General features: G+C 67.9%; 18 protein-coding genes. 3 read left to right on the top strand and 15 right to left on the bottom strand.

Annotated features, from left to right (window positions below; genetic code table 11):
• Nucleotides 1–53 precede the first annotated feature (53 nt).
• From ygfZ to O5M90_RS02120, 3 genes are all read left to right on the top strand, one after another.
• Nucleotides 54–1004, top strand: a complete 951-nt coding sequence (ygfZ, locus tag O5M90_RS02130) for a CAF17-like 4Fe-4S cluster assembly/insertion protein YgfZ (protein ID WP_269841607.1) — start codon at nucleotides 54–56, stop codon at nucleotides 1002–1004.
• Complete coding sequence (locus tag O5M90_RS02125) at nucleotides 1001–1294, top strand: DUF4936 family protein (RefSeq protein WP_269841608.1); 294 nt, start codon at nucleotides 1001–1003, stop codon at nucleotides 1292–1294. The genes ygfZ and O5M90_RS02125 overlap by 4 nt, the downstream gene beginning before the upstream one ends.
• Before the next feature lie 359 nt (nucleotides 1295–1653).
• Nucleotides 1654–11367, top strand: a complete 9714-nt coding sequence (locus O5M90_RS02120) for a hypothetical protein (protein ID WP_269841609.1) — start codon at nucleotides 1654–1656, stop codon at nucleotides 11365–11367.
• A 126-nt stretch (nucleotides 11368–11493) separates the two neighbouring features.
• On the opposite strand, the gene O5M90_RS02115 is transcribed toward O5M90_RS02120, so the two are convergent.
• The 15 genes from O5M90_RS02115 to O5M90_RS02045 form a co-directional block, all read right to left on the bottom strand.
• Entirely contained in the window at nucleotides 11494–12363 is an 870-nt protein-coding gene (locus O5M90_RS02115; RefSeq protein WP_269841610.1) for a hypothetical protein, read from the bottom strand.
• Nucleotides 12364–12370: 7 nt separating this feature from the next.
• A complete protein-coding gene (locus O5M90_RS02110; protein ID WP_269841611.1) occupies nucleotides 12371–13324 on the bottom strand; it encodes a hypothetical protein in 954 nt (317 codons plus the stop codon).
• Between the two features lie 12 nt (nucleotides 13325–13336).
• Complete coding sequence (locus tag O5M90_RS02105; RefSeq protein WP_262972988.1) at nucleotides 13337–14317, bottom strand: glycosyltransferase family A protein; 981 nt, start codon at nucleotides 14315–14317, stop codon at nucleotides 13337–13339.
• A 6-nt stretch (nucleotides 14318–14323) separates the two neighbouring features.
• Nucleotides 14324–15424 carry a DegT/DnrJ/EryC1/StrS aminotransferase family protein gene (locus O5M90_RS02100; protein WP_269841804.1) on the bottom strand — a complete coding sequence of 367 codons (1101 nt, stop codon included), beginning with the start codon at nucleotides 15422–15424 and terminating at the stop codon, nucleotides 14324–14326.
• Nucleotides 15424–15834, bottom strand: coding sequence for a sugar 3,4-ketoisomerase (locus O5M90_RS02095; RefSeq protein WP_137940616.1), 411 nt, complete (start codon nucleotides 15832–15834; stop codon nucleotides 15424–15426). The genes O5M90_RS02100 and O5M90_RS02095 overlap by 1 nt, the downstream gene beginning before the upstream one ends.
• A 74-nt stretch (nucleotides 15835–15908) precedes the next feature.
• A complete protein-coding gene (locus tag O5M90_RS02090; protein WP_269841612.1) occupies nucleotides 15909–17249 on the bottom strand; it encodes a class I adenylate-forming enzyme family protein in 1341 nt (446 codons plus the stop codon).
• A gap of 12 nt (nucleotides 17250–17261) precedes the next feature.
• Nucleotides 17262–17510, bottom strand: a complete 249-nt coding sequence (locus O5M90_RS02085) for an acyl carrier protein (protein WP_137940618.1) — start codon at nucleotides 17508–17510, stop codon at nucleotides 17262–17264.
• On the bottom strand, nucleotides 17491–19338 hold the full coding sequence (locus O5M90_RS02080; RefSeq protein ID WP_269841613.1) for an HAD-IIIC family phosphatase: 1848 nt from the start codon (nucleotides 19336–19338) through the stop codon (nucleotides 17491–17493). The genes O5M90_RS02085 and O5M90_RS02080 overlap by 20 nt, the downstream gene beginning before the upstream one ends.
• Complete coding sequence (locus tag O5M90_RS02075; protein WP_269841614.1) at nucleotides 19332–20534, bottom strand: SDR family oxidoreductase; 1203 nt, start codon at nucleotides 20532–20534, stop codon at nucleotides 19332–19334. The genes O5M90_RS02080 and O5M90_RS02075 overlap by 7 nt, the downstream gene beginning before the upstream one ends.
• Nucleotides 20531–21556 (bottom strand): 3-oxoacyl-ACP synthase III family protein, encoded by a 1026-nt coding sequence (locus tag O5M90_RS02070; protein ID WP_269841615.1) that lies wholly within the window; start codon nucleotides 21554–21556, stop codon nucleotides 20531–20533. Before O5M90_RS02070 ends, O5M90_RS02075 begins: the two co-directional genes overlap by 4 nt.
• Before the next feature lie 17 nt (nucleotides 21557–21573).
• Nucleotides 21574–22272 (bottom strand): MBL fold metallo-hydrolase, encoded by a 699-nt coding sequence (locus tag O5M90_RS02065; RefSeq protein ID WP_269841616.1) that lies wholly within the window; start codon nucleotides 22270–22272, stop codon nucleotides 21574–21576.
• A 1-nt stretch (nucleotide 22273) separates the two neighbouring features.
• Entirely contained in the window at nucleotides 22274–23002 is a 729-nt protein-coding gene (locus O5M90_RS02060; RefSeq protein ID WP_137940623.1) for an SDR family NAD(P)-dependent oxidoreductase, read from the bottom strand.
• 1 nt (nucleotide 23003) lies between these two features.
• On the bottom strand, nucleotides 23004–23303 hold the full coding sequence (locus tag O5M90_RS02055) for a hypothetical protein (protein ID WP_137940624.1): 300 nt from the start codon (nucleotides 23301–23303) through the stop codon (nucleotides 23004–23006).
• A gap of 22 nt (nucleotides 23304–23325) precedes the next feature.
• The gene (locus tag O5M90_RS02050; protein WP_269841617.1) at nucleotides 23326–23904 is read right to left on the bottom strand and encodes a GNAT family N-acetyltransferase; all 579 of its coding nucleotides are present in this window, start codon (nucleotides 23902–23904) and stop codon (nucleotides 23326–23328) included.
• Between the two features lie 3 nt (nucleotides 23905–23907).
• A complete protein-coding gene (locus tag O5M90_RS02045) occupies nucleotides 23908–24846 on the bottom strand; it encodes a class I SAM-dependent methyltransferase (RefSeq protein WP_171018073.1) in 939 nt (312 codons plus the stop codon).
• Nucleotide 24847 lies beyond the last annotated feature (1 nt).

Below are 24847 nucleotides of genomic sequence, written 5' to 3'. Positions count from 1 at the left end.
GCCAAGACCTGAGCTTTCCGAAGGTGATGTGGGCGCTGATGATAATCGGGGCCATGAGCGAACCCACCCACACCACTTCCACCATCACCGGCGGCGCGCTGCGCCTGGCCGACTGGGGCCTGATGCGCGCCCAGGGCGAGGAAGCCGCCAAGTTTCTGCACGGCCAGCTGACCCAGGACATCGCGCTGCAGCCCCTCGATCAGGCCCGGCTGGCCGGCTACTGCTCGGCCAAGGGCCGGTTGCTGGCCACCTTGCTGGCCGTCAAGAACACCGGCGATGAGCTGCTGCTGGCCCTGCCGGCCGAGCTGCTGGCGCCGACCCTGAAGCGGCTCTCGATGTTTGTACTGCGGGCCAAGTGCAAGCTCAGCGATGCCAGCGCCGACTGGGCGCTGTGGGGCCTGGCCGGCCCGGCGGCCAGCGCCTGGCTGGGCGAGGCCGCGCCGGCCGAGGTCTGGGGCGTGGCCCGCATCGGCGCGGCCCTGGTCGTGAAACTGCCCGAGGCCGCCGGCGGAGCGGCCCGCTACGCGCTGCTGCAGCCGGCGCAGGACCCGGCCCCCGCCCTGCCCGCGCTGGCCGAGGCCGACTGGCAATGGCTGGAGGTGCAGGCCGGCTTGGCCTGGGTGCGCGGCGCGACGGTCGAGCAGTTCGTGCCGCAGATGCTCAATCTGGAGCTGCTGGGCGGGGTGAACTTCCAGAAGGGCTGCTATCCCGGCCAGGAGGTGGTGGCGCGCAGCCAGTACCGCGGCACGGTCAAGCGCCGCACCTTGATGTTTGCCGCCGAGGGCGCTGCCCAGGCGGTGATCGGCCAGGAGCTGTTCCACAGCGAAGACCCGGCCCAGCCGGCCGGCCTTGTGGCCGCTGCGGCGCGGCGCGAAGGCCAGACCCTGCTGCTGGCCGAGGTCAAGCTGGCGGCGCTGGAGGCCGGCAGCCTGCATCTGGGCAGCGCCGAAGGCCCGGCGCTGAGTCCGCGCGCGCTCCCTTATCCGGTGGGCGAGCCGCAGTGAGCAGCGCCGTCCAGGCCGAGCTCTATATCTATTACAAGCTCGGCCCGGCGCAGGCCGAGGCCGCACTGGCGGCCTTCGAGCAGGCCCGGGGCGAGGCGCCGGTGCGGCTGCTGCAGCGCCGCGATGACGATGCAGCCCTGCTGACCTGGATGGAGGTCTACGGCCCGGATGTGGCCCAGGCCCAGCTTGTGGAACAGCGTATCGCCGCCGTGATGGCGCCGTTCGCTGTCGGGGCCCGGCACCGCGAGGTCTTTGCGGCACTGAGCCTGGCGGCCAGCCCGGCGAAGTAAGAAACAGTCAGTCAAAGCGGCTGTTTTTGGGGCGATCAGCGCCCGCCCAGGCCCTCTAGCATGCGGACGATGGAAAGATCGCGGCCATGCGCCGGTACCACCAGCAGCCCAGTTCCCCGGCCATTGCGCCCGGCGGATCTGCCGTCACGCTCAAGTTTGCCGGTGCCTGTCCGAAATCCGACCATAGGCCATCGTAGGTAGATCACCTGCAAGGCGTTCGCAAGCGACTCGCGTCCCGGCAAGGGCTGCGAGCCGGAACGCCGTCGCAGCCCTGATCGACTCGCGTGCTGCCGGAATTTCTGCCCTGCGCAAGCCATCGTGATGCGTGGGGCCCAACTTACACGCTCCTGGAGCTGACCATGGCCTCTCTCATCGAGAACCTCAGTACTGCGCAAATTGCCGCCCTGTCCACCAGCACCCTGTCAAAGCTGGGGAGCGCCGATTGGGCGGCGTTCAGTACCGAACAGATCCAGGCGCTGACCACCAGCCAGTTCAACTACCTGACCACCAACGCGGTGGCCCAGCTGTCGACCGCCCAGTTCGCGGTGATACAGACCGAAGACCTGCGCATGCTCAGCACGCAGGCGGTCAAGGTCATCAGCAGCGCCCAGATCGACGCGATGGGCTCCGAGCAGTTCGGTGCGCTGAAGACCCAGCAAGTCAGCGCCTTCTCGACGGCCCAGCTCGGCAGCTTCGGCAGCGATGACATCAGCGCGCTGGCCAGCGAGCAGATCCGCGCACTGACCAGCAACCAGGTCTCCAATTTGTCGACCCACCAGGTCGCCAACCTGACCAGCGAGGACTTGCAGGCCCTGAAGACCGAGCAGGTGCGCGCGCTGAACTCGGCCCAGGTCGGCGGCCTGAGCAGCGAAAACATCGTCGCCTTGCAAAGCCAGCAGGTCGCGGCGCTGGGCTCGACCCAGGTCGGCGGCCTCGGTACGGCGCAGCTGGCCGCGATGGAATCGGCCGATCTGCGAGCGCTGGGCACGGCCGCCCTGCGGGCGCTGAGCACGGCTCAGCTTGACAGTCTGGGCTCCGACCAGATCGCGGCACTGGCCACCCAGCAGGTGGCCGCCTTGACGACCACTCAGCTGGCCAACCTCAGCAGCGAAGACCTGGCCGCCTTCAGCAGCGAGCAGGTCCGCGCCCTGAGCACCGGCCAGATCGCCGGTCTGGGCAGCGCTCAGCTCGCCAACCTGACCAGCGAGGACTTGCAGGCCTTCAAGACCGAGCAGGTGCGCGCGCTGGGTTCGGCCCAGCTGGGCGCGTTGAGCACCGAAAACATCGTGGCGCTGCAGACCCAGCAGGTCGCGGCCCTGGGTTCGGCCCAGGTCGGCGGCTTGGAGACGGAACAACTGGCCGCGATTGAATCGGCCGATCTGCGCGCCATCAGCACCGCCGCGCTGCGCGCCTTCTCCAGCGCCCAGCTCGACAGCCTGGCCTCCGAACAGATTGCCGGCCTGGCCACCCAGCAGGTGGCCGGGCTGTCCACCTCGCAGCTGGCCAATCTGGCCAGCGAGGACTTGAGCGCGCTGGGCAGTGAACAGCTGCGTGCGCTGAGCACCGGCCAGATCGCCGGCCTGAGCACCGGCCAGCTGGCCAACTTTGCCAGCGATGACTTGCAGGCCCTGAAGACCGAGCAGGTGCGTGCGCTGGGCTCGGCCCAGCTGGGTGCGCTGAGCACCGAGAACATCGCTGCGCTGCAAAGCCAGCAGGTCGCGGCCCTGGGCTCGGCCCAGGTCGGCGGTCTGGAAACCGAGCAACTGGCCGCGATGGAGTCGGCCGATCTGCGCGCGCTGAACACCGCCGCACTGCGCGCGCTGTCCACCGCCCAGCTTGACAGCCTCGCTTCCGAGCAGATCGCGGCGCTGGCCACCGGCCAGGTCGCCGCCTTGTCGACCGGCCAGCTGGCCGCGATGAGCAGCGAGGACCTCGCCGCGCTGGGCAGCGATCAGGTGCGCGCCTTGGGCACCGGCCAGATTGCCGGGCTCACGACGGCCCAGCTGGCCACGATCACCAGCGAGGATCTGCAGGCGCTGAAGACCGAACAGATCCGCGCGCTGGGCTCGGCCCAGCTGGGTGCGCTGTCCAGCGAGAACATCGTCGCGCTGCAAAGCCAGCAGGTCGCAGCGCTGGGCTCGGCCCAGGTCGGCGGTCTTGAGACCGATCAACTGGCGGCTATGGAGTCGGCCGACCTGCGCGCGCTGAACACGGCCGCCTTGCGCGCCCTGTCCACCGCCCAGATCGACGGCCTGGGCACGGAGCAGCTGGCGGGCCTGGCAACGGGCCAGGTCGCCGCGCTGTCCACCCAGCAGCTGGCCAACCTCAGCAGCGAGGATCTCGCCGCTTTGACCAGCGACCAGATTCGCGCCCTGGGCACCGGCCAGATCGCCGGTCTGAGCACGGCCCAGCTGGCAAATATCACCAGCGAAGACCTGCAGGCGCTGAAGACCGATCAGATTCGCGCCCTGGGTTCGGCCCAGCTGGGCGCGCTGTCCACCGAGAACATCGAAGATCTGCAAACCCAGCAGGTCGCGGCACTGAGCTCGTCCCAGGTCGCCGGTCTGAGCACCGACCAGTTGGTGGCCATGGAGTCGGATGATCTGCGCGCGCTGAGCACCGCCGCCTTGCGCGCCCTCTCCACCGCCCAGCTCGACGCCCTGGGCACGGACCAGATCGCCGCACTGAGCTCGGCCCAGATCGCCGCGCTGAGCTCCGCACCGCAGCTGGGCAACCTCAGCAGCGAAGACCTGAGCGCGCTGACCAGCGACCAGATCCGCGCCCTGAGCACCAGCCAGATCGCCGGGCTCACGACGGCCCAGGTCTCGACCCTGGCCAGCGATGATCTGCAGGCCCTGAAGACCGAGCAGATCCGCGCCCTGGGCTCGGCCCAGCTCGGCGCCCTGGCCTCGGAGAACATCGTTGCGCTGCAAAGCCAGCAAGTCGCAGCCCTGGGTTCCGCCCAGGTTGGTGGCTTGGAGACTGATCAGCTGGCGGCTATGGAATCGGCCGATCTGCGCGCGATGAACACGGCCGCACTGCGCGCCCTGTCGACCGCGCAGATCGATGGCCTGAGCACCGATCAGTTGGCCGGTCTGGCAACAGCACAGGTAGCCGCCCTGTCCACCACCCAACTGGCCAATCTGAGCAGCGACGACTTCGCCGCCTTCACCAGCGACCAGGTTCGCGCACTGAGCACCGGCCAGATCGGTGGGCTCACGACGGCCCAGGTCTCCACCATTGCCAGCGACGATCTGCAGGCCTTCAAGACCGAGCAGATCCGCGCCCTGGGCTCGGCCCAGCTCGGTGCGCTGTCCACAGAAAGCATCGTCGCGCTGCAGACCCAGCAAGTGGCGGCCCTGGGCTCGGCCCAGGTCGGCGGTCTGGAAACCGACCAGCTCGCGGCGATGGAGTCGGCCGACCTGCGTGCGATGAACACGGCTGCCTTGCGTGCCCTGTCCACCGCCCAGCTCGACAGCCTGGCGTCCGAGCAGATCGGTGCGCTGGCCACGGCCCAGGTCGCCGCGCTGTCGACCGTCCAGCTGGCCAATATGAGCAGCGAAGATCTGGCGGCACTCACCAGTGACCAGATGCGTGCCTTGAGCACCGGCCAGATCGGCGGGCTCACGACGGGCCAGATGGCCAATATCACCAGCGAGGATCTGCAGGCCTTCAAGACCGAGCAGATCCGCGCCCTGGGCTCGGCCCAGCTCGGCGCCCTCGCCTCGGAGAACATCGTTGCGCTGCAAAGCCAGCAAGTGGCGGCCCTGGGCTCGGCCCAGGTCGGCGGTCTGGAGACCGACCAGCTGGCCGCGATGGAATCGGCCGACCTGCGGGCGATGAACACGGCCGCCTTGCGCGCCCTGAGCACCGCCCAGATCGACGGCCTGAGCACTGATCAGCTGGCCGGCCTGGCCACGGCCCAAGTGGCCGCCCTGTCCACCACCCAGCTGGCCAATCTGAGCAGCGAGGATCTCGCCGCGCTGACCAGCGATCAGGTCCGCGCGCTGACCACCGGTCAGCTCGGTGGTCTGAGTACGGCTCAGCTGGCCAATATCACCAGCGAGGATCTGCAGGCGCTGAAGACCGAGCAGATACGCGCGCTGGGCTCGGCCCAGCTCGGCGCCCTGAGCACGGAGAATATTGCTGCGCTGCAGACCCAGCAGGTCGCTGCCCTGGGCTCGGCCCAGGTCGCTGGCTTGGAGACGGAGCAACTGGCCGCCATGGAATCGGCCGACCTGCGCGCGATGAACACGGCCGCCTTGCGTGCGCTGTCCACTGCCCAGATCGACGGACTCAGTTCGGAGCAGATCGCCGCGCTGTCCACCCAGCAGATCGCCGCACTGAGCTCGGCGCCGCAGCTGGGCAACCTCAGCAGCGATGATCTGAGCGCGCTGACCAGCGACCAGATCCGTGCGCTGAGCACCGCTCAAATCGCCGGGCTCACGACGGGCCAGATGGCCACGATCACCAGCGAAGATCTGCAGGCCTTCAAGACCGAGCAGATCCGCGCGCTGGGCTCGGCCCAGCTGGGTGCGCTGAGCAGCGAGAACATCGTCGCGCTGCAAACCCAGCAAGTCGCGGCCTTGGGCTCGGCCCAGGTCGGCGGCCTTGAAACCGATCAACTGGCGGCCATGGAGTCGGCCGACCTGCGTGCGATGAACACGGCCGCCTTGCGCGCCCTGAGCACCGCGCAGATCGACGGCCTGAGCACGGACCAACTGGCCGGCCTGGCCACCGTGCAGGTTGCGTCCCTGTCCACCACCCAACTGGCCAATCTGAGCAGCGATGACTTCGCCGCCTTCACCAGCGACCAGGTCCGCGCGCTGACCACGGCCCAGATCGGTGGCCTGAGCACCGCCCAGGTCTCCACCATCGCCAGCGATGATCTGCAAGCCTTCAAGACCGAGCAGATCCGCGCCCTGGGCTCGGCCCAGCTCGGTGCGCTGAGCACAGAAAGCATCGTCGCGCTGCAGACCCAGCAGGTCGCGGCCCTGGGCTCGGCCCAGGTCGGCGGGCTTGAAACCGACCAGCTCGCGGCGATGGAGTCGGCCGACCTGCGCGCGATGAACACGGCCGCCTTGCGCGCCCTGTCCACCGCCCAGCTCGACAGCCTGGCTTCCGAGCAGATCGGTGCGCTGGCCACGGCCCAGGTCGCTGCGCTGTCGACCACCCAGCTGGCCAATATGAGCAGCGAGGACCTCGCGGCGCTGACCAACGATCAGGTGCGTGCGCTGAGCACCGGTCAGATCGGTGGCCTGAGCACCGGCCAGATGGCCAATCTGACCAGCGAAGACCTGCAGGCGCTGAAGACCGAGCAGGTCCGCGCCCTGGGCTCGGCCCAGTTGGGCGCCCTCTCCTCGGAGAACATCGTTGCCTTGCAAAGCCAGCAGGTCGCGGCTCTGGGCTCGGCCCAGGTCGGCGGCCTGGAAACCGATCAACTGGCCGCGATGGAATCGGCCGATCTGCGGGCAATGAACACGGCCGCGCTGCGCGCCCTGTCGACCGCGCAGATTGATGGCCTGAGCACGGACCAGCTGGCCGGCCTGGCCACCGTGCAGGTTGCGTCCCTGTCCACCACCCAGCTGGCCAATCTGAGCAGCGATGACTTTGCCGCCTTCACCAGCGACCAGGTCCGCGCACTGACCACGGCCCAGATCGGCGGCCTGAGCACCGCCCAGGTCTCCACCATCGCCAGCGATGATCTGCAAGCCTTCAAGACCGAGCAGATCCGCGCCCTGGGCTCGGCCCAGCTGGGCGCGCTGAGCACCGAGAGCATCGTTGCGCTGCAGACCCAACAGGTCGCGGCCCTGGGCTCGGCCCAGGTCGGCGGTCTGGAAACCGACCAGCTCGCGGCCATGGAGTCTGCCGACCTGCGCGCGATGAACACGGCCGCCTTGCGCGCCCTGTCCACCGCCCAGCTCGACAGCCTGGCTTCCGAGCAGATCGGTGCACTGGCCACGGCCCAGGTCGCTGCGCTGTCGACCACCCAGCTGGCCAATATGAGCAGCGAGGACCTCGCGGCGCTGACCAGCGACCAGGTGCGTGCGCTGAGCACCGGCCAGATCGGTGGTCTGAGCACCGGCCAGATGGCCAATCTGACCAGCGAAGACCTGCAAGCGCTGAAGACCGAACAGGTCCGCGCGCTGGGCTCGGCCCAGCTCGGTGCGCTGAGCAGCGAGAACATCGTCGCCTTGCAAAGCCAGCAGGTTGGGGCCCTGGGTTCCGCCCAGGTCGGAGGTCTGGAGACCGATCAACTGGCGGCCATGGAGTCGGCCGACCTGCGGGCGATGAACACGGCCGCCTTGCGCGCCCTGTCGACCGCGCAGATTGATGGCCTGAGCACCGATCAGTTGGCCGGTCTGGCAACAGCACAGGTAGCCGCCCTGTCCACCACCCAGCTGGCCAATCTGAGCAGCGATGACTTTGCCGCCTTCACCAGCGACCAGGTTCGCGCACTGACCACGGCACAGATCGGCGGCCTGAGCACCGCCCAGGTCTCCACCATCGCCAGCGATGATCTGCAGGCCTTCAAGACCGAGCAGATCCGCGCTCTGGGCTCGGCCCAGCTCGGTGCGCTGTCCACAGAAAGCATCGTCGCGCTGCAGACCCAGCAAGTCGCGGCCCTGGGCTCGGCCCAGGTCGGCGGTCTGGAAACCGACCAGCTCGCGGCGATGGAGTCTGCCGACCTGCGCGCGATGAACACGGCCGCCTTGCGCGCCCTGTCCACCGCCCAGCTCGACAGCCTGGCTTCCGAGCAGATCGGTGCACTGGCCACGGCCCAGGTCGCTGCGCTGTCGACCACCCAGCTGGCCAATATGAGCAGCGAGGATCTGGCGGCACTGACCAGCGACCAGGTGCGCGCCTTGGGTACCGGCCAGATTGCCGGGCTCTCGACGGCTCAGCTGGCCAAGATCACCAGCGAGGACTTGCAAGCGCTGAAGACCGAGCAGATCCGCGCGCTGGGCTCGGCCCAGTTGGGTGCGCTGAGCAGCGAGAACATCGTTGCCTTGCAAAGCCAGCAGGTCGCGGCCCTGGGTTCCGCCCAGGTCGGCGGTCTGGAGACCGATCAATTGGCGGCCATGGAGTCGGCCGACCTGCGAGCGATGAACACGGCCGCGCTGCGGGCGCTGAGCACCGCCCAGCTCGACAGCCTGGCCTCCGAGCAGATCGGCGCACTGGCTACCGGTCAGGTGGCGGCCTTGTCGACCACTCAACTGAGCAGCATGAGCAGCGAGGACCTGGCCGCGCTGAGCAGCGACCAGCTGCGCGCACTGAGCACCGGTCAGATCGTCAGCCTGAGCACGGCCCAGCTGGCCAACATCACCAGCGAGGACCTGCAAGCGCTGAAGACCGAACAGATCCGCGCGCTGAGCTCGGCTCAGCTGGCGGCCCTGTCGACCGAGAACATCGAGGATCTGCAGACCCAGCAGGTCGCAGCCCTGGGCTCGGCCCAGGTCGCCGGCCTGAACACCGACCAGTTGCTGGCGATGGAGTCCGAAGACCTGCGTGCACTGTCGACCGCCGCCGTCCGTGCGCTGTCGACCGCACAGCTCGACAGCCTGGGCTCGGCAGAGATCTCGGTGCTGCAGACCGCACAGGTGGCCGCGCTGTCCACCACCCAACTGGCCAATCTGAGCAGCGAGGACCTGGCCGGACTGAGCAGTGACCAGGTGCGTTCGCTGAGCACCGGCCAGCTCGGCGGGCTCACCACCGCCCAGATGGCCACGCTGACCAGTGAGGATCTGCAGGCCCTGAAGACCGAACAGGTGCGGGCGCTGAGCTCGGCCCAGATCGGCGCGCTCTCGACCGAGAACATCGAGGCCTTGCTGACCCAGCAGGTCGCCGCCCTGAGCTCGGGCCAGATCGCCGGCATGGGCACGGCCCAGATCGAGGCGATGCAGACGGCCGATGTGTCGTCCATCACCTCGGCGGCGCTGCGCGGCCTGACGACGGCGCAGTTCGAGGCCTTCAGCTCGGCCCAGATCGGTGCACTGACCGGCGCCCAGATCGCCGGCCTGGGCACGGCCCAGATCAGCGGTCTGACCACCGAGGACCTGAACGCCTTCCGCACCGACCAGTTCGCCGGCCTCTCGTCGGTGCAGCTGGCCAGCCTGTCGACCTTGCAGGTCTCGTCGCTGGAAACTGCGGATCTGCAGGCCATCAGCTCGGCCAGCATCCGGGCGCTGACCACCGGCCAGCTGTCGGTGCTGAGCTCCGAGCAGATCGTCGCGCTGAGCAGCAACCAGATCGGTGCGCTAAGCTCGGCCCAGGCATCGGGCCTGACCACGCAGCAAATCGTCGCGATCGAGACCGCCGACATCGGCGCCCTCGGTACGGCCACCCTGCGTGCGCTCGCCACCGACCGGATCGAGGCGCTGAGCTCCGAGCAGGTCGCGGCACTGAGCGTGGCCCAGGCGAGCGCGCTGAGCTCGGCCCAGATCAACACCCTGGCGACCGAGGATCTGAACGCGCTGGGCACCCAGCACTTCGCAGCGCTGACCTCGGTGCAGATCCAGGGCCTGGCCACCGCGCAAGTCCTGGCGCTTGAATCGCAGGATCTGCGTGCGATCAATATCTTCAGCCTGCGAGCCCTCAGCACCGAGCAGCTCGGCGCGCTGAGCACCGAGCAGATGACTCAGCTGAGCAATCTGCAGCTCGGCGCACTGAGCACGGCCCAGGTCGCCTCGCTGGCCACCGAGGATGTGGCAGCGCTGAGCAGCAGCCAGGTCACGGCGCTGACCTCGTCGCAGCTCGGCGCCATGGGCACCCACCAGATTGCGGCGCTGGACAGCGAAGACATCGCGGCCATCAGCACGGCCAATCTGCGTGCCCTGGACTCGGCGGACTTCAACGCGCTGAGCAGCGGCCAGATCGAAGCCTTGGGCAGTGCACAGTGGGCGGCCATCAGCAGCGCCCAGGTCCAGGGCATCGAGACGGCGGATCTGCAGGCGATCGCGACCGAAGAGCTGCGTGCTCTGAGCACGGCGGCCCTGCGCAGCCTGTCGACCGAGCATATCGAGGCCCTGAGCACCGAGCAGGTCGCCGCGCTGAGCACCCAGCAGGTCGCGGGTCTGAGCACGATACAGGTCACCGCGCTGGAAACGGCCGACATCGTTGCGATGAGCACCGCCCAGGTCGCCAGCCTGAGCTCCGTGCAGGTCGGGGCACTGGAGACCGAGCACATCCGTGCCCTGGCCACCGAGGACATCACGGCACTGAGCACCGGCCAGATTGACGGGCTGAGCACCGCGCAGATCGTGTCCTTCGCCACCGAGCAGATCCAGGGCTTCGAAACCCGGGATCTGGCCAGCATGACCATGGATCAGGTCTCGGCCTTCACCTCCGAGCAGATGAGCGCGATGGACTCCGGTCAGATCGATGCGCTGTTCCTGGCCACCCCCATCGTGCTGGATCTGGACGGCAACGGTGTCCAGACCCTGGCGGCCAGCGAGGGCGTCAGCTTCGACATGAACGGCACGGGCAATGCCCAGCGCTGGGGTTGGGCGGGCAAGCAGGACGGTCTGCTGGCGATGGACCGGAATGGTGACGGCCAGATCAATGACGGCAGCGAGCTGTTCGGCACCGGCACCACCTTGAGCAGCGGTCAGCGCGCGGGCAACGGCTTCGCGGCGATGCTGGATCTCGACAGCAATGGCGACCACAAGCTGGATGCCAACGATGCCGAGTTCTACAAGCTCAAGGTCTGGGTGGACGGCAATAGCGACGGCAAGACCGATGTCAACGAGCTGCGCGGCCTGGTCGATATGGGCATCGGCTCGCTGGATCTGAAGGCCAGCACCGGCACCGAGATCGACAACGGCAATCTGCTGGGTCTGGTGTCCAGCTACACCACCACCGATGGCGCCAACCACGCGATGGCCGATGTCTGGTTCGCCAAGGATCAGCCGCCTCAGCTCAGCGACCTGCTGGCCCAGCCCGAGGCCAATCTGCTGGGCGCCCTGCCGAGCGCTGTGGTGACGCCGCCTCAGACCAGCGGTCCGGATGCCGCGCTGCTGAGGCTCAAGCCCAGCGATGAGGACGACCTGAACCGCCTGCCGCCGCTGATCTAGAAGGCCAGGCGCCCCCCAAGGGCCCGGATGCCGACCCAGGCATCCGGGCCTTTTTCAATGGTGGGCTGGCTGCGGACGCAAAAAAACCCGCGGCGCGGCGGGTTGGGTCGGGATGGGGTGTCCGGCCTAGGCCGGGTGCTTGTCGAAGAAGCGCTGGATCACCGTGCGGATATCGCGCCGGCGCATCAGCTCATAGCCCTGCAGCGCATAACGCTCGCGCGCCGCGTCATCGGCCACCAGGGCCTCGCAGGCGGCCTGCAGCTGCTCGGTCTTGACGAACTGCAGCGCGCCGTCCTGGCGCAGATCGTCCTCGATCTCCAGTTCCTCGCTGTAGTCGCAGACCACTGCCTTGCGATTGGCCAGCAGATAGGAGACGCGCACGATCTCGAAGATAGTGCCGCGCGAAAAGTTCACCACCACCTTGGCGCGGGCGATGAACTCGTCGCGCTGCTTGCCCCAGACATTGCACAAGGTCATCACCGACAGCCCGCTCAAGTCGCGGCGCAGGCCAGACACCTTGTGCAGCGCCTCCATGCGGTCGGCGGTGATATTGCCGTAGTACAGCACGTCGATGTCCTGGGCCACGCCCTGCGGCACCTTCTCCAGGTTCGGCGCATAGGCGGTCAGCGCGTGGTAGGCCGGGAAGCGCGGATTGATCGCATTCCAGCTCGCGACATTGCTCTGGCTGTAGTCCCAGATCTGAAAACGGTCGGCCACATACTGGGCACCGGTGCCGCGCAGATCCTTGTCCGCATAGCGCTCCATATTGAAGAAGATGGTGCCGCTCGGAAAGCTGTCGATCAGGCCCAGCTGCAGCGGGATCTGAAAGCCGAACACGATGTTCAGCGCCTCGGGATCGAAGTGGTTGATTCGGCGCTGCACCTCGTGGCCCAGCGCGGCAAAACCCCAGTGGTAGGACTCCACCACCTCGTTATAGGCGTCGAGAATGCCCACCTTGGGGTGGAAGGGGTTGTACTGGACCAGGCAGATCTTCATGGGGTTCTCAATCAGGCAGCAAGTCCATCGGGTGGGCCCGCACCAGATAACGCTCGGCACTCTCCACCAGCACCAGACGGGCGCCGACGCTCTTGCAGTAGCGAAAATCGATCATCGTGTTCCAGACAAAGTGCACCTGGCCGAAGAAGCTCGCCAGCAGGTCCGAGAAACCGATGTCGAAGGCATAGCTGTCGCCGAAGATCACGACCGCTTCCTGATAGGGCGCGGCCGGGTTCTGCAGCACGTAATGGTTGCCGACATGGGCGCCGGTGGTGGCCATCAGGCGGTTGTCATAGACCGGCGGTGCGCGCCGGGCGATGCTCAGCACGCTCTCGTAGCAGGGCTCGGCCGTGTACTTCAGCAGCAGATCATGGCGCCACCAGCTGCGCATCAGCGGCAGCAGCCGGACATCGAAATGCCGCTCGGGCCAGACCGTGGCCATCAGCGCGGCAAAGCCGAACCAGGCGCCGCTGAGGGCCCAATGGCTGTTGCCGCGAAACACCAGCTCCGCCCGCCAGGATTCGGCACGCAGCCGCTCCAGCGGATAGACCAGGGCGCCGGCCGGCATGGCCTGCAGCAGCTGCTGCACCGGCCGCTCGCCGCGCACCTGGGCCGAGCCGGCGGGCCAGCGGGCCTCGGGGATGATGGACTGCTTCTCGGGGACGACCAGATGGGCGAAGCGCGCGCCTATGGCCGCGCTGGCCGCGAGCCGGCGCTCGAACACCTGGCGCCATTCGGCCAGGCCGGCCTCGCTCAGGCGCAGCTCGCCCAGGTATTGCTGCTCCCAGCTGTTATTGCCATTGGCGATGAACTGCCAGCCATCGACTCCGGTGATCGCCACCTGGTCGGTCGACAGCGCGCCAAAGGGCCGGTCATACAGAGCGGCCAGGCGTTGGTGATTGGCCTCGGCCAGCGCGCGCTCGGCGGCCAGGAACTCGGACAAGCGCTCTTCTTCGCTCATCATCCGAGGGCCTCAGGCCACCAGCGGCAGCGCACGCCGCGCCGCCGCACCGCTATAGACCTGCCACAGCGCCAGGAACTCCGCCTCGGCCCCGGGCTCGCCACGGCCCAGCGCCGGCAGCACCGCGCCGAGCGCGGCCAGATCCTCCTGGGCGCCATAGCGATGCGCAATCAGCGGGGCCAGGCCGGCGATGTTCTGGGCCGCCGCCTCGGCGCTCAAGAGGCCCAGGCGGCGCCCGGACAGGGTCAGCGCCAGATAGGCCAGATGGGCCAGCTTCAGCGGCCGCCCCATCGGGTTGGCCGAGTGCTGCGCCGCGCTGGTGCGGAAGAAGCCCAGATGCTCATTAATAAAGGCCAGCGGCTTGTCCACGCTGGCCTTCAGAAAGGCGCCCAGATCCTCCAGGCCGGTGAAGCAGATGCCATCCAGGCTGGGATCGTCCAGCGGCTCGGCCATCGCGGCGCGGAAGGTCGCGTTCGAGAACTCGCCCAGCCAGTTGCCGCTGCGCCCGGCCGTGTGCTGGAACAGCAGTTCGGCACGCAGCTCCAGCAGGCGCTGCGGAAAGCTGGCCACCGCCTCGGGCACCGGCAGATCGCGGATCGGCTGGCCGCTCTCGGTGGCGGTCCAGCGCCGGCTTACCGCGACATTGACCTGGCCGCTGCTATGGGCCAGCAGATGGCGCTCGTAGAAGCTCGGATAGGGAATGTCATCGTCCAGCAGCAGATGGAACAGCTCGGTGGGGCGCTGGCGGAACAGCCACAGCAGGTGGCGGAAGTTGTCGTAGGCGCCGCTGCGCGGCCCGGCGACGACCTCGATGGCCAGATCGGCCACCAGGCTTTTCAGCGGCTCGGCGCTCAACGCCGCGACAAAAGCCTGGTCGGGGCTGTCGTCGGAGATGATGACACGGGCCGGTTTGACGGTCTGGTGGCGCAGCGCGGTCAGCAGCTCGATCAGGTATTTGGGCTTGTAGGCCGGCACCAGGGTGGTGATCTGCATGGCGGCTCAGCCCAGCACGGCGCGGATCACGGCGGCCACGCGACCGACCTCCTCGGCCGTCATATAGGGCGCGATCGGCAGGCTCAGCACCTCGTGCTGCAGGCGCTCGGCAATCGGCAGCGCCGGCCAGGCCTGGTCGGCATAGGCCTGCTGCTGGTGGCAGGCGGTCGGGTAGTGCACCAGATGGCCGATCTGCGCGGCCGTCAGCGCCGCCTGCAGCGCGGCGCGGCGCGGCGTGGCCACCACCATCAGATGCCAGACCGGCTCAGCGCCGTCCGCCACCTGGGGCAGTTGCAGTGGCAAGCCGTCCAGCGCCTGCAGATACAGGGCCGCGACGCGGCGGCGCGCGGCGTTTTCTTCGTCCAGCGCCGGCAGCTTGGCGCGCAGCACCGCCGCCTGGATCTCGTCGAGCCGCGAGTTGACGCCGGCCATCTCATGCTTGTATTTGATGCTGGAGCCGTAGTTGCGCAGCATGCGCAGCTTGGCTGCCAGCGCCTCGTCATCGGTGGTGATCGCGCCGCCATCGCCCAGCGCACCGAGGTTCTTGCCCGGGTAGAAGCTGAAGCCGGCCGCATCACCGAGGCTGCCGGTGCGGCGGCCTCGATAGCGCGCGCCATGGGCCTGGGCCGCGTCCTCGATGACCTTGAGCCCGTGCTCGGCGGCGATCGCCATGATGGTGTCCATCTCGGCCGGCTGGCCGTAGAGATGGACCGGCATGATGACGCGGGTGCGCGGCGTGATCGCGGCCTTGATCAGGCGCGGGTCCAGATTGTGGGTGCGGGGATCGGGCTCGACCGGCACCGGCCGCGCCCCCGCCTGGCTGACCGCCAGCCAGGTAGCGATAAAGGTGTTGGACGGCACGATCACCTCGTCGCCCGGGCCGATGCCATAGGCGCGCAGCAGCAGCTGCAGCGCGTCCAGCCCATCGGCGACACCGATGCAGTGCTTGGCCTCGCAGTAGTCGGCGAACTCGCGCTCGAAGGCCGCGACCTCCTCGCCCAGCACATACCAGCCCGAGTTCAGCACCCGGTCGATGCCGGCGCGTATGCCCGGCTCGTGAGCCGCGTTGATGCGCTTGAGATCGAGAAAAGGAATCGACCCCGCCATCACTTGCTCCAGCGCGCGCGCATGAACTCGGCGTAGTCGCGGTAGTAGTCGTCCTCGCTGTACTTGTTCGAGGCCAGCACCATGCAGACCGCGCCCGAGGAGAAGTTGTCCAGCTCGCGCCAGATCATCGGGCAGACATAGAGGCCGTTGTAGGAGCGGTTCAGATGGACGCGCTTCTTCTCCTTGCCGTCGTCCAGCACCACATCGAAGCTGCCCGACATCGCGACGATGAACTGGTGCAGCTCCTTGTGCGCATGGCCGCCGCGCTCGGAGCCGCCGGGCACGTCATAAAGGTAGTAGACCCGCTGGATATCGAAGGGCACATGGTCCCCGCCTTCGATAAAGGTCAGGTTCCCGCGCGGATCATGGATCTTGGGCAGATCCAGCATCTGGCAGCGATCAATCGACATGTTTTGCGTCCCTTGGTGCGTTGGCGCCGATTGTGGCCCGGGACGCGGCCACGCCGCCTCGGAAAAAGCCCGCTTCAGCGCCGCATCTTCTTGAAACGCGCCGAGTAGATCTCGCGGTCCAGCAGCTCCACCTTGGCCGGCACCTTGAAGGCCGCCAGCTTCGCCAGGCAGGCCTTGCGCACGCGCAGGCGCAGCACGTCGGCCGCCTCGGCCGCGTGCACCACCACCTTGGCAACGACGATCTGGCCCAGCAGCGCATGCTTCTCGCCAAGCACCACCACATCATCGATATTCGGCAGGGCCAGGATCACATCCTCGACCTCGGCCGGATAGACTTTCTGGCCGCCGACATTGATCAGGTCGGTGACACGGCCGAGGATGCGGAAATAGTCGCCGTCGACCTCGACCCGGTCCTGGGTGTTGAACCAGCCTTGCTCGTCAAAACCCGAGGGCGCGTTCAGATAGCCGACCATGCGGTAGTTGGAGCGTATCCACAGAATGCCCTCGCGCACCTGGGTCTCGAAGCCGGCACCGCCGATGCGCACCCACAAGGAACCATCGGGCCGCGACTGCGAGCGCAGCACGCCGACCTCGGACAGGCCGTAAGTCTGCTGCAGCTCGACGCCGGGGAAGCGGGCGCGGATGCGGTCCAGCGTGGCCTGCGGCATCGTCTCGGTGCCGTAGGTGATGCGCTTGAGCGAGCTCAGGTCGTAGCGCTGGGCCAGGTCGGTGGCGGCCAGCAGGGTCAGAAAGGACGGCGTGGTCGGCAGCAGCTCGACCTTGTGGCGCTGGATGGCTTCGCAAATCGTCGCGATCGCGCGGTTCTCGGCCGTCACCACGGTGCCCAGGCTGGCGGTAATGGCCAGAATCGTGTTGATGCCGCCGAAATGGTCCAGCATCAGAAAAGGGATGGCAACCACCGGCGCGCGCGCCGTGCGGAACTTGTCCATCACCCGCTCGAAGTCATGCAGCATGCCTTTGGGCTTGCCGGTCGAGCCCGAGGAAAACAGCACCAGGCCGGGCTTGCCGCTGGCGCGGAACTCGTCGAGCATCGCGTTGGCCACCGGCACCGCATGGGCTTTCAGGGTCCAGCTCAGGCCATCGGGCGCGAACTCGATGGCGTGGTCGCAGCCGCTGATCGCCAGCGCCTCGCCCTCCTCGATCACCGAGCCCCGCGTCATCGGCACGACGATGGCGCGCAGCGAGGCCAGCGCCAGAATCATGCAGAACACATCGGGCGCGTAATCGGCCAGCACCACGACGGTGTGACCGGGGGCGACACCGCGCGCGGTCAACTCGGCGGCAAAGCCGCTGATCTTGCTCGACACCTGGCCATAGCCGGTGGGGCGATCCTGGTGGACAAAGGCCGGCAGCGCCGGATCGGCCTGGGCGAAACGTTCGAGCAGCCAGTCCATCGCCGGGCTCGCTCAGGCCGCCAGCTGCTCTTGCAGCACCAGCGCGATCAGCGCATAGGAGGTGGCATTGGCGGCATCCTCGTCGGGAATGGCCACGCCAAAGCTCTCCTCCAGCGCCAGCACCAGATTCATCTGCTTCAGCGAATCCCAGCCCGGCACATTGTCCATGCTGGAAGCCTCGTCGAGGCTGGCGGCATCGACCTCCAGCACCGTGGCCATCACCTGTTTCAGCAACGCGTGATCAAGCTTGCTCGTCGTCATCTTCTTGCAACTCCACCCAGGCGCTCTCGGCCAGCACAAGGCCCTCGAGCGCGGATTCATAGGCACGGGCGCCCTCGCCCATCTCGTCAATCATCTCGTCCGTCATGTCGACCCGGTGCAAACCGAGCCGATCAAAGAAGTCTGCCACCTGGGCGTTCTTCGCGGTGGGCAGATAAGACGCCCTGAGCAGGCGCTTACCGCGCGCCAGCGCATCGGCGACGACGGCCCGCCAGACGGCGAACTCGACGCCCCGGCCTATCACCCGGCAGCTCATCAGAAAGCTGTGCACCGCCACCGCATCCTCGCCCTGATCCTCACAGATCAGCACCCCGGTCAGCCCATGATCGGCCAGCCGGTCGCTGACCGAGAAGGAATAGACGCAGGCGGCCGGGCTGCGCGCCATCAGCGCCGCCACATCGCCGGCCTGCAGCCGCCGCGTCGTCAGGTTGAACTGGTTGGACTTGGCCATCAGCTCGGCGATGCGCGGCACTTGCGCGCTCGCATTGCGCTGCAGCCGCACTTTCAGGCCCAGCGAGCACAGATAGTCTTGCTGGCTGGCAAAGCCGGCCCGCGCCTCGGCGGCCTGGGCCAGGGCCTTGTACTGGCCGGTCTTGTGGCGGCTCTCGGCACTGACGCCGCCGGCCGTGAACAGCGGCGCGATCTGGTCGCGCAGCATCGCCGGATAGTCCTGCAAGGCCTTGACGGGCACCTGGAACACCCGCACCTGGGGCAGCTGCTCGCGCACCGCCTCGATCTCGAAGGCCGAGTCGTCGACAAAGACAAAGCTCTCCAGCCCCAGATTCAGCTCACGCGCCAGCGCACGCAGATTGCTGGGCTTGTCATCCCAGTTGACCTTCTTGGCCACCAGCTGCGCGTCACCCAGCACCATGTCCGGGTGCCGGGCCAGCACCTCGTCGACATCGGCCGCATTGTTCTTGCTGGCCAGGCACAGCAGCACACCCTGGGCCTCCAGCGCGCGCAGCTGCTGCTGCACGGTCCAGTAGACATTGCCGGGGAAGCTGTGGCGGTCGAGCTTGATGCCGTCCAGCCCGTCCTCGCCGATGATGCCGCCCCACAAGGTGTTGTCGCAGTCCAGCACCAGCACCTTGTGGAAGACGCTGCCGAAGCCGCGTGTGGCCAGGCTGGCCTGGCCGGCCAGCCGGCCCAGGAAAGCGGATGTGTAGGGCGACTTGGCGCGGTAGTAGAAGCGCGCATCGAAGGCCTGCTCGGCGCCATGGCGGGCCAGCAGGCCGATGGTCTCGATCAAGCGCACCTGGGAGTGGCGCGCGGCGGCGGCCGCCAGGCCGCTGTTGAAGGCCTGCAGCGCCTGCTGCTGCGGGCTGTCGGCCGCGACCTCGGGGTTCCACAGATGGGCGCCCAGCAGCAGCACCTGGCCGACGCCGCGGGCCGCCTGCAGCGCCAGCTCCAGCCGGCTCAGGTAGTCGGCCTGGGCGGCCTCGATCTCGGCGCCGTCCAGCCCGGCCAGGCGGCTTTCCCAGCCCGGCTGCAGATTGTCGAAAAAAGGCAGGATCACGAGCAGATCGACGCCGGCCGCCGCATGGGCCTGGGCATCGCCGATCAGATCGTCATAGCTGCCCTTGGCCACCGTCAGCCGCACACCGGCCAGATAGGCCTGGCGGCGCAGCTGGGTGGAGAGCAGGTCCACCGTGATGTTGGCCGCAATGCCCAGGCTCAGCGGCCTGAAGCCCGCCTCGCTGCGGTCCAGCTGCTGCAGCGCCTGCATCAGCTCGGCCAGGCTCGCGTCGGGCCGGGCCAGCGTCGCCAGCGCGGCCTGCTCGCTGGGCACAGTCAGCAGGCCCGTCACCATGCCATCGATCCCCCGCCATTGACCCGCAGGTTCTGGCCGGTGATGTAGGCGGCCTCGTCCGAGGCCAGAAAGGCGACCGCGCCGGCCGTGTCCTCGGGCTCGGCGAGGCGGCGCAGCGGGGTCTGGCGTGCGGCCATCAGCTGCTGTTTCTCGGACACGCCGGCGATGAAGCCGGTGTTGGTCATGCCCGGCGAGACCAGATTGACCGTGATGCCCAGCGGACCGAGCTCGGCCGCCAGATAACGGGTCAGGGTGGACAGCGCGCCCTTGGCGATCGCGTAGGCGGTCCAGCCGGCCACCGGCACGCCGTCCCAGGACTGAGAGCCCAGCGAGACGATGCGGCCGCCACCGGCCGCCTGCATCGCCGGCTTGCAGGCCTGGATCATCAGCAGCGCGCTCTTGAGCTGGCCGTCCAGATGCTGCTGCACCTCGTCCCAGCCCAGCTCGTCGATGCTGCGCGCAATGATGCGGGGCGAGGCTGCATTGACCAGCAGGCTGACGCCGCCGAAGCGGGCGGTAGCCTCCTGCACCAGCCGCGCCGCACCCTCGGCGCTGGCCACATCGGCCTGCACCGCGACCGCGCGCGCGCCGCCTTCTTTCAGCCGCGCGACCAGGGCCTCGGCCTTGTCGCGGCTGCTCAGATAGTTGACGACCACGGCAAAGCCCTGGGCCGCCAGCTTCTCGCAGATCACCCGGCCGATGCCGCCGGCGCCGCCGGTGACGATGGCCACCTGGAGCCGGGCTGCGGGCGTGCTGGGCTTGGGCTTGGGTGGCTCCAGCAGCTTGACCTTGCCGCCGCCGCTGAGCACCAGCTGGCCATGCTGGTTGACGATGCGGGTGTCCAGCTCCAGCAGGCGCTCGCGGGGGTGGATCTTCAGCACGGTGCAGCTGACGGTCAGCGTGTCGCCCAGGCGCACCGGCAGCTTGAAGTCCATCGCCTGCGACACCCACAGCGCGCCCGGGCCCGGCAGCTTGGTGCCGATCACGGTCGAGATGAAGGAGGCGCCCAGCATGCCGTGGACCACGATCTCCTTGAACGAGGTCTCGCTGGCGTAGTCCGGATCCACATGCAGTGGGTTGTCGTCGCCGGTCAGCTCGACGAAGCGGCGGATGTCGGCCTCGGTGATGGTCTTGCTGAGCGACTGGCTGTCGCCTTCCTTGACCGACTCGAAGTCGGCAAACACGGCGGTACTCATCGCGGCGCTCCCAGGGTCCAGCGCCAGACACTGGCGGCGAAATTGAAACCGGCGCCGACCCCGGCCAGCGCGACCAGGTCGCCCGGCTTCAGATGGCCGGCGCGCTGCGCCTCCGACAGCGCGATCGCCAGCGAGGCCGAGCCGCTATTGCCGATCTGGGCCACATTGGTATAGGTCTTGTCCATGCCCAGGCCCAGCTTGCGCACCAGGTACTCGATCAGGCGCAGATTGGCCTGGTGGAAGACCATGAAGTCCAGCGCCTTCACATCGACGCCGGACTTGGCGCAGGCGCGCTTGATGGTCGGTGGCAGATGGGTGATGGCCTGCTTCCAGGTGGCGATGCCGTTCATCTCCATCAGATCCACCGTGGCATCGAAGGGCCTGCCGTTGTTGGCGAAAGAGGCGCCGCCGCCGCGCAGCCGCACCGCCTCGTAGTTGGACGGGTCGGTATGGAAGGCCGAGGCCTGGATGCCCTGCCCCGCCTCGGTCGGGCCCAGCACGGCGGCGCCGGCGCCGTCGCTCAGATAGATCGCGGTATTGGCGTCGCGGCGATCGATATAGCGGCTGCACAGCTCCACGCCGATCACCAGCGCATGGCCCACCTCGGGATCGACCCGCATGCGGTCCGAGGCCGTGGTCAGCCCGGCGACAAAGCCCGAGCAATTGGCCTGCAGATCGAAGGTCTGGGCCCTGGCGGCGCCCAGCTGCTGGGCCACCTTGGCCGACAGCGGCGGAAACTGGTAGTCGCCCGAGAAGGTGCAGCAGACGATCAGGCCCAGCTGCTCCGGCGCGATACCGGCCATCTCCAGCGCCTGGCGTGCGGCGGCCAGCGCATAGCCCCAGGCCGTATCGTCCGGCGCGGCGATGTAGCGGCGCTCGATGCCGGTCTTCTCGACGATCCATTCGGGCGTCACATCGAGGCTGCGGCACAGGCTCTCGTTGTCCTCGAACTGGGCCGGCAGATGGTGGCCGACGCCGAGGATGGCGACGGCGGGCAGATGGGGATTGAGGGGGTTCAGCACGGTCATATTGTTGTTGTTCAGGCGGGCTGGGCCGCCGACATGAAGGCGCGCAGCTCGGTATTGCCGGCCAGGATCTCGGCGATGGTCGCGCTGCCGCCATGGCCCGGCAGCACCAGCACGCCGCCGTCTATCCAGGCGAACAGCCCCTTCAGCGAGGCGCGCAGCTGCTCATGGTCCTCGCCGGGCAGCTTGGACAAGGCGGTGCGGCGCGCATAGAGCGAGTCGCCGGAGAACAGCAACGCCTCGCTCAGGATGCCGGCGCTGCCGGGCGTGTGGCCCGGCAGCGGGTGAAAGCGGAACTGGCGGCCGGCGGCCTGCAGCTCGCCAGCCTCGTCATCGATCAGGCTGAACTCGGGCAGCGCGATGCGGTGCTTGAGCTTGAAGGCCGCCATCATGAAATTGGCCAGCTTGGCCAGCTTCAGATCGGCGCGGCGCAGATGCACGGCAATGCCGTAGCGCTGCTGCAGCCAGGCGGCGCCGCCGATATGGTCGAAATGGCCGTGGGTGCAGAGCACGGCAGTAGGGGTCCAGCCACTCTCGGCAATCGCGGCCTCGATGCGCTCGCGGTCCAGGCCAGGATCGACCACCACACAGCCGCCCTGCCCGCCCGCGTCGGCCAGCAGATAGGTGTTGGAGTGCAGATCGCTGTTGGTGATGCGGCGCAGCGCGCCGCCCAGCAAGAGCTCGACCGCAGGCTTGGCCGCAGCGCCGCTCATCTCAGTGGACTCCGCCGAGATAGAGGGTCTGTGCGCTGATATAGCCGCTGCGCTCGGAGGCGAAGAAGTCCACCACATTGAAGATATCGTCGGCCTCGGCATAGCGCGGCAGCGGCAGGCCGGCGATCACCGCGTCGATCTTGTCCTTGGGCAGCTGGGCCAGCATATCGGTGGCGATCGCGGTGATGCCCAGCGTGTTGCAGGTGACGTTGAAGGCGGCGAACTCCTTGGCCATCACATGGGCCAGGGTCGCAACGGCCGCCTTGCTGGCCGCGTAGACCGAATCGCCCATCGGCTCCAGGCTGGCCGCCATCGAGCCGATATTGATGATGCGGCCCCATTTGTTCTTGCGCATCAGCTTGGCGGCCTCGCGCGCGACCAGGAAGCTGCCCAGCACATTGGTGTCCAGCATGCTCTTGGCCGCGGCGGCCGGCATGATCATCGCGTACTGCGAGGTCAGCTGCGCCGCATTGTTGATCACGATATCGACCCGGCCGAAGCGCTTGCGCAGTTGCTCGAAGCCCTGGGCCACCGAGTCGGCATTGCCGACATCGACCGCGATGCCCATATAGCGGCCGCCATGCGCCGGCAGGTCCTCGCCCTCGTCCTCGTGCCGGCTGAAGCCGATCACCTGCGCGCCCTGGGCCAGGAAATGCGCGGCCAGCAAGCGGCCGACGCCCCGACGGGCGCCGGTGATCAGCACGATGCGGCCGGCGTAAGCCTGGTTCATATCAGGCCAGCAGTTCGAGGATATAGGTCTTCAGCGCGCTGACATCGGTGAAGGGCACCGGATCCCGGCTCATCGCCTTGTCGTCGGTCAGGCTGATCGCGCGGCCGAACTGGTCGGACACCGAGGTCTCCAGATCGACGATGACCGAGACCAGGGACAGCGAGTCCAGCACCGAGCCCTCGCCGAACAGGCAGGTGTCGGGGCCGATCGCGATCTGCTCGGCCGGTCCGCGCTCCTCGTTGAGGGTGCGCAAGGCCTGGTAGATGGCTTCCAGCACGGCGCTTTCTTGGGGGCTAGTCATGGTTTCTCCAGTGTTGTCTTGTTCAGTGGCTTGGACGGCCTGCCTTGATCAGCGCCGTCATGCGGGGCAAGGCCGTCTGCCGGTACTCCTCGGCCAGCATGCCGAACATCACCGCATCCTGGTGATGGCTATTGATGAAGTAGTGGCGGCGCAGCCGCCCTTCCTCCTTCATGCCGAGGAATTTCTGCCATTTGATCATCAGCGTGTTGTCGGACGCGATGGTACCGAAGATGCGCTGCAGTCCCAGACGATCGAACACCAGTTCATAGACCAGTTTCATCGCCTCGACGGCGGCCGGGATGCCGCGCACCGCCTCTTCCTCGCCGATCAGGAAACGGCCCGGCTCGCAATGCCCGTGCTGGCTGTCGATGCCGGTGACCGAGACCATGCCGACCGGCCGGCCGCTCTTGAGCTGGATGATGAAGTTGTATTCCGAGGCCGGCCGGCCGGCGATCCAGGCCGCCTGCTGCTCGATGCTGGCCGCGCCGCGGTTCAGCAGCGCCGCGCGCTCGCTCTGGCGCCAGCCCCAGCTCAGCGCCGCATGCTCGACCGTCAGCGGCACCAGGTCGACAAACTCGCCCTGAAGAATGATCTGCGGCATCGCTCAGGCCTTGGGACTCAGGACCATGGCCAGCGCGCCGGGCACCGGCAGCCCCGGCTTGGCCGGCGCATAGGCGTTGGCGAAAAAGCTGTGCTCCAGATGCAGGCCGGCGGCCTCGACCTGGGCCAGCACCTCCTCGGGGCGGCTGTACAGATAGATGTGATCGGCATGCGCCGCATTCAGCGCGGCGGTGACGAAGAGCTTGCCATCGGCCGTGCACAGCTCGCGCAGGCCGCGCAGCAGCGCCACCGGGTCTTCCAGATGCTCCAGCACCTCGACGCAGATCACGGCCCGGAAGCGCGGCAGCGGCTCCCCGCCCTCGCCGGGCTCCAGGATGTTCTGGCGCCGGGTCTGGTAGCGCGGGGCAAAACCGAAGCTGGCCACATGCTCGGCGGTGAACTCCAGCGACAGCGGGCTGATGTCCAGACCGGTGCCCCGCAGCGCCGGCAAGGCCTGCAGGGCCAGGCGCGAGTAGATGCCGGTGCCGACACCGACCTCGGCGAACTCGGCCACGCCCTGGCGCTCCAGCCAGGGCAGGAAGAAGCCCTTGAAGTACTCGATCTGCTGGTAGTGATGGGTCCACAGATAGTGGGACAGCAGCAGACCCGGCAGGTACTGGCGACGCATGTAGTCGTCGTTGTAATAGACCTCGGCGGCCGCCTCGGCATAGGTCTTGGCCGGGTAGCTGAGTTCCTGCTCGAAGCGTTTCTGGCGCCGCATCGAGTCCATCACGAAGGCGCCATAGCCCTTGACCGCGTCCTGCAGCCGGCTCTCGCTGGCATAGAAGCGGCTCAGCATCGCCGCGAAGTCGGCCTCCCAGGCGGGGCCGAAAGCGGCGGCAGCGCGGTGCACGCTCTCGCGGGCGAAGCGGGCCGAGCCCTCCATCATCGTCAGCAAACGGGCTATCGATTGATCGTCGGGCGCTGATAGCGTCGCGGTCATG

The organism is Paucibacter sp. M5-1, from assembly GCF_027498415.2.
Taxonomy (GTDB): domain Bacteria; phylum Pseudomonadota; class Gammaproteobacteria; order Burkholderiales; family Burkholderiaceae_C; genus Roseateles_E.
Note: the sequence above shows the minus strand (reverse complement) of the source record. Positions and strands in the feature narration are given on the sequence as shown.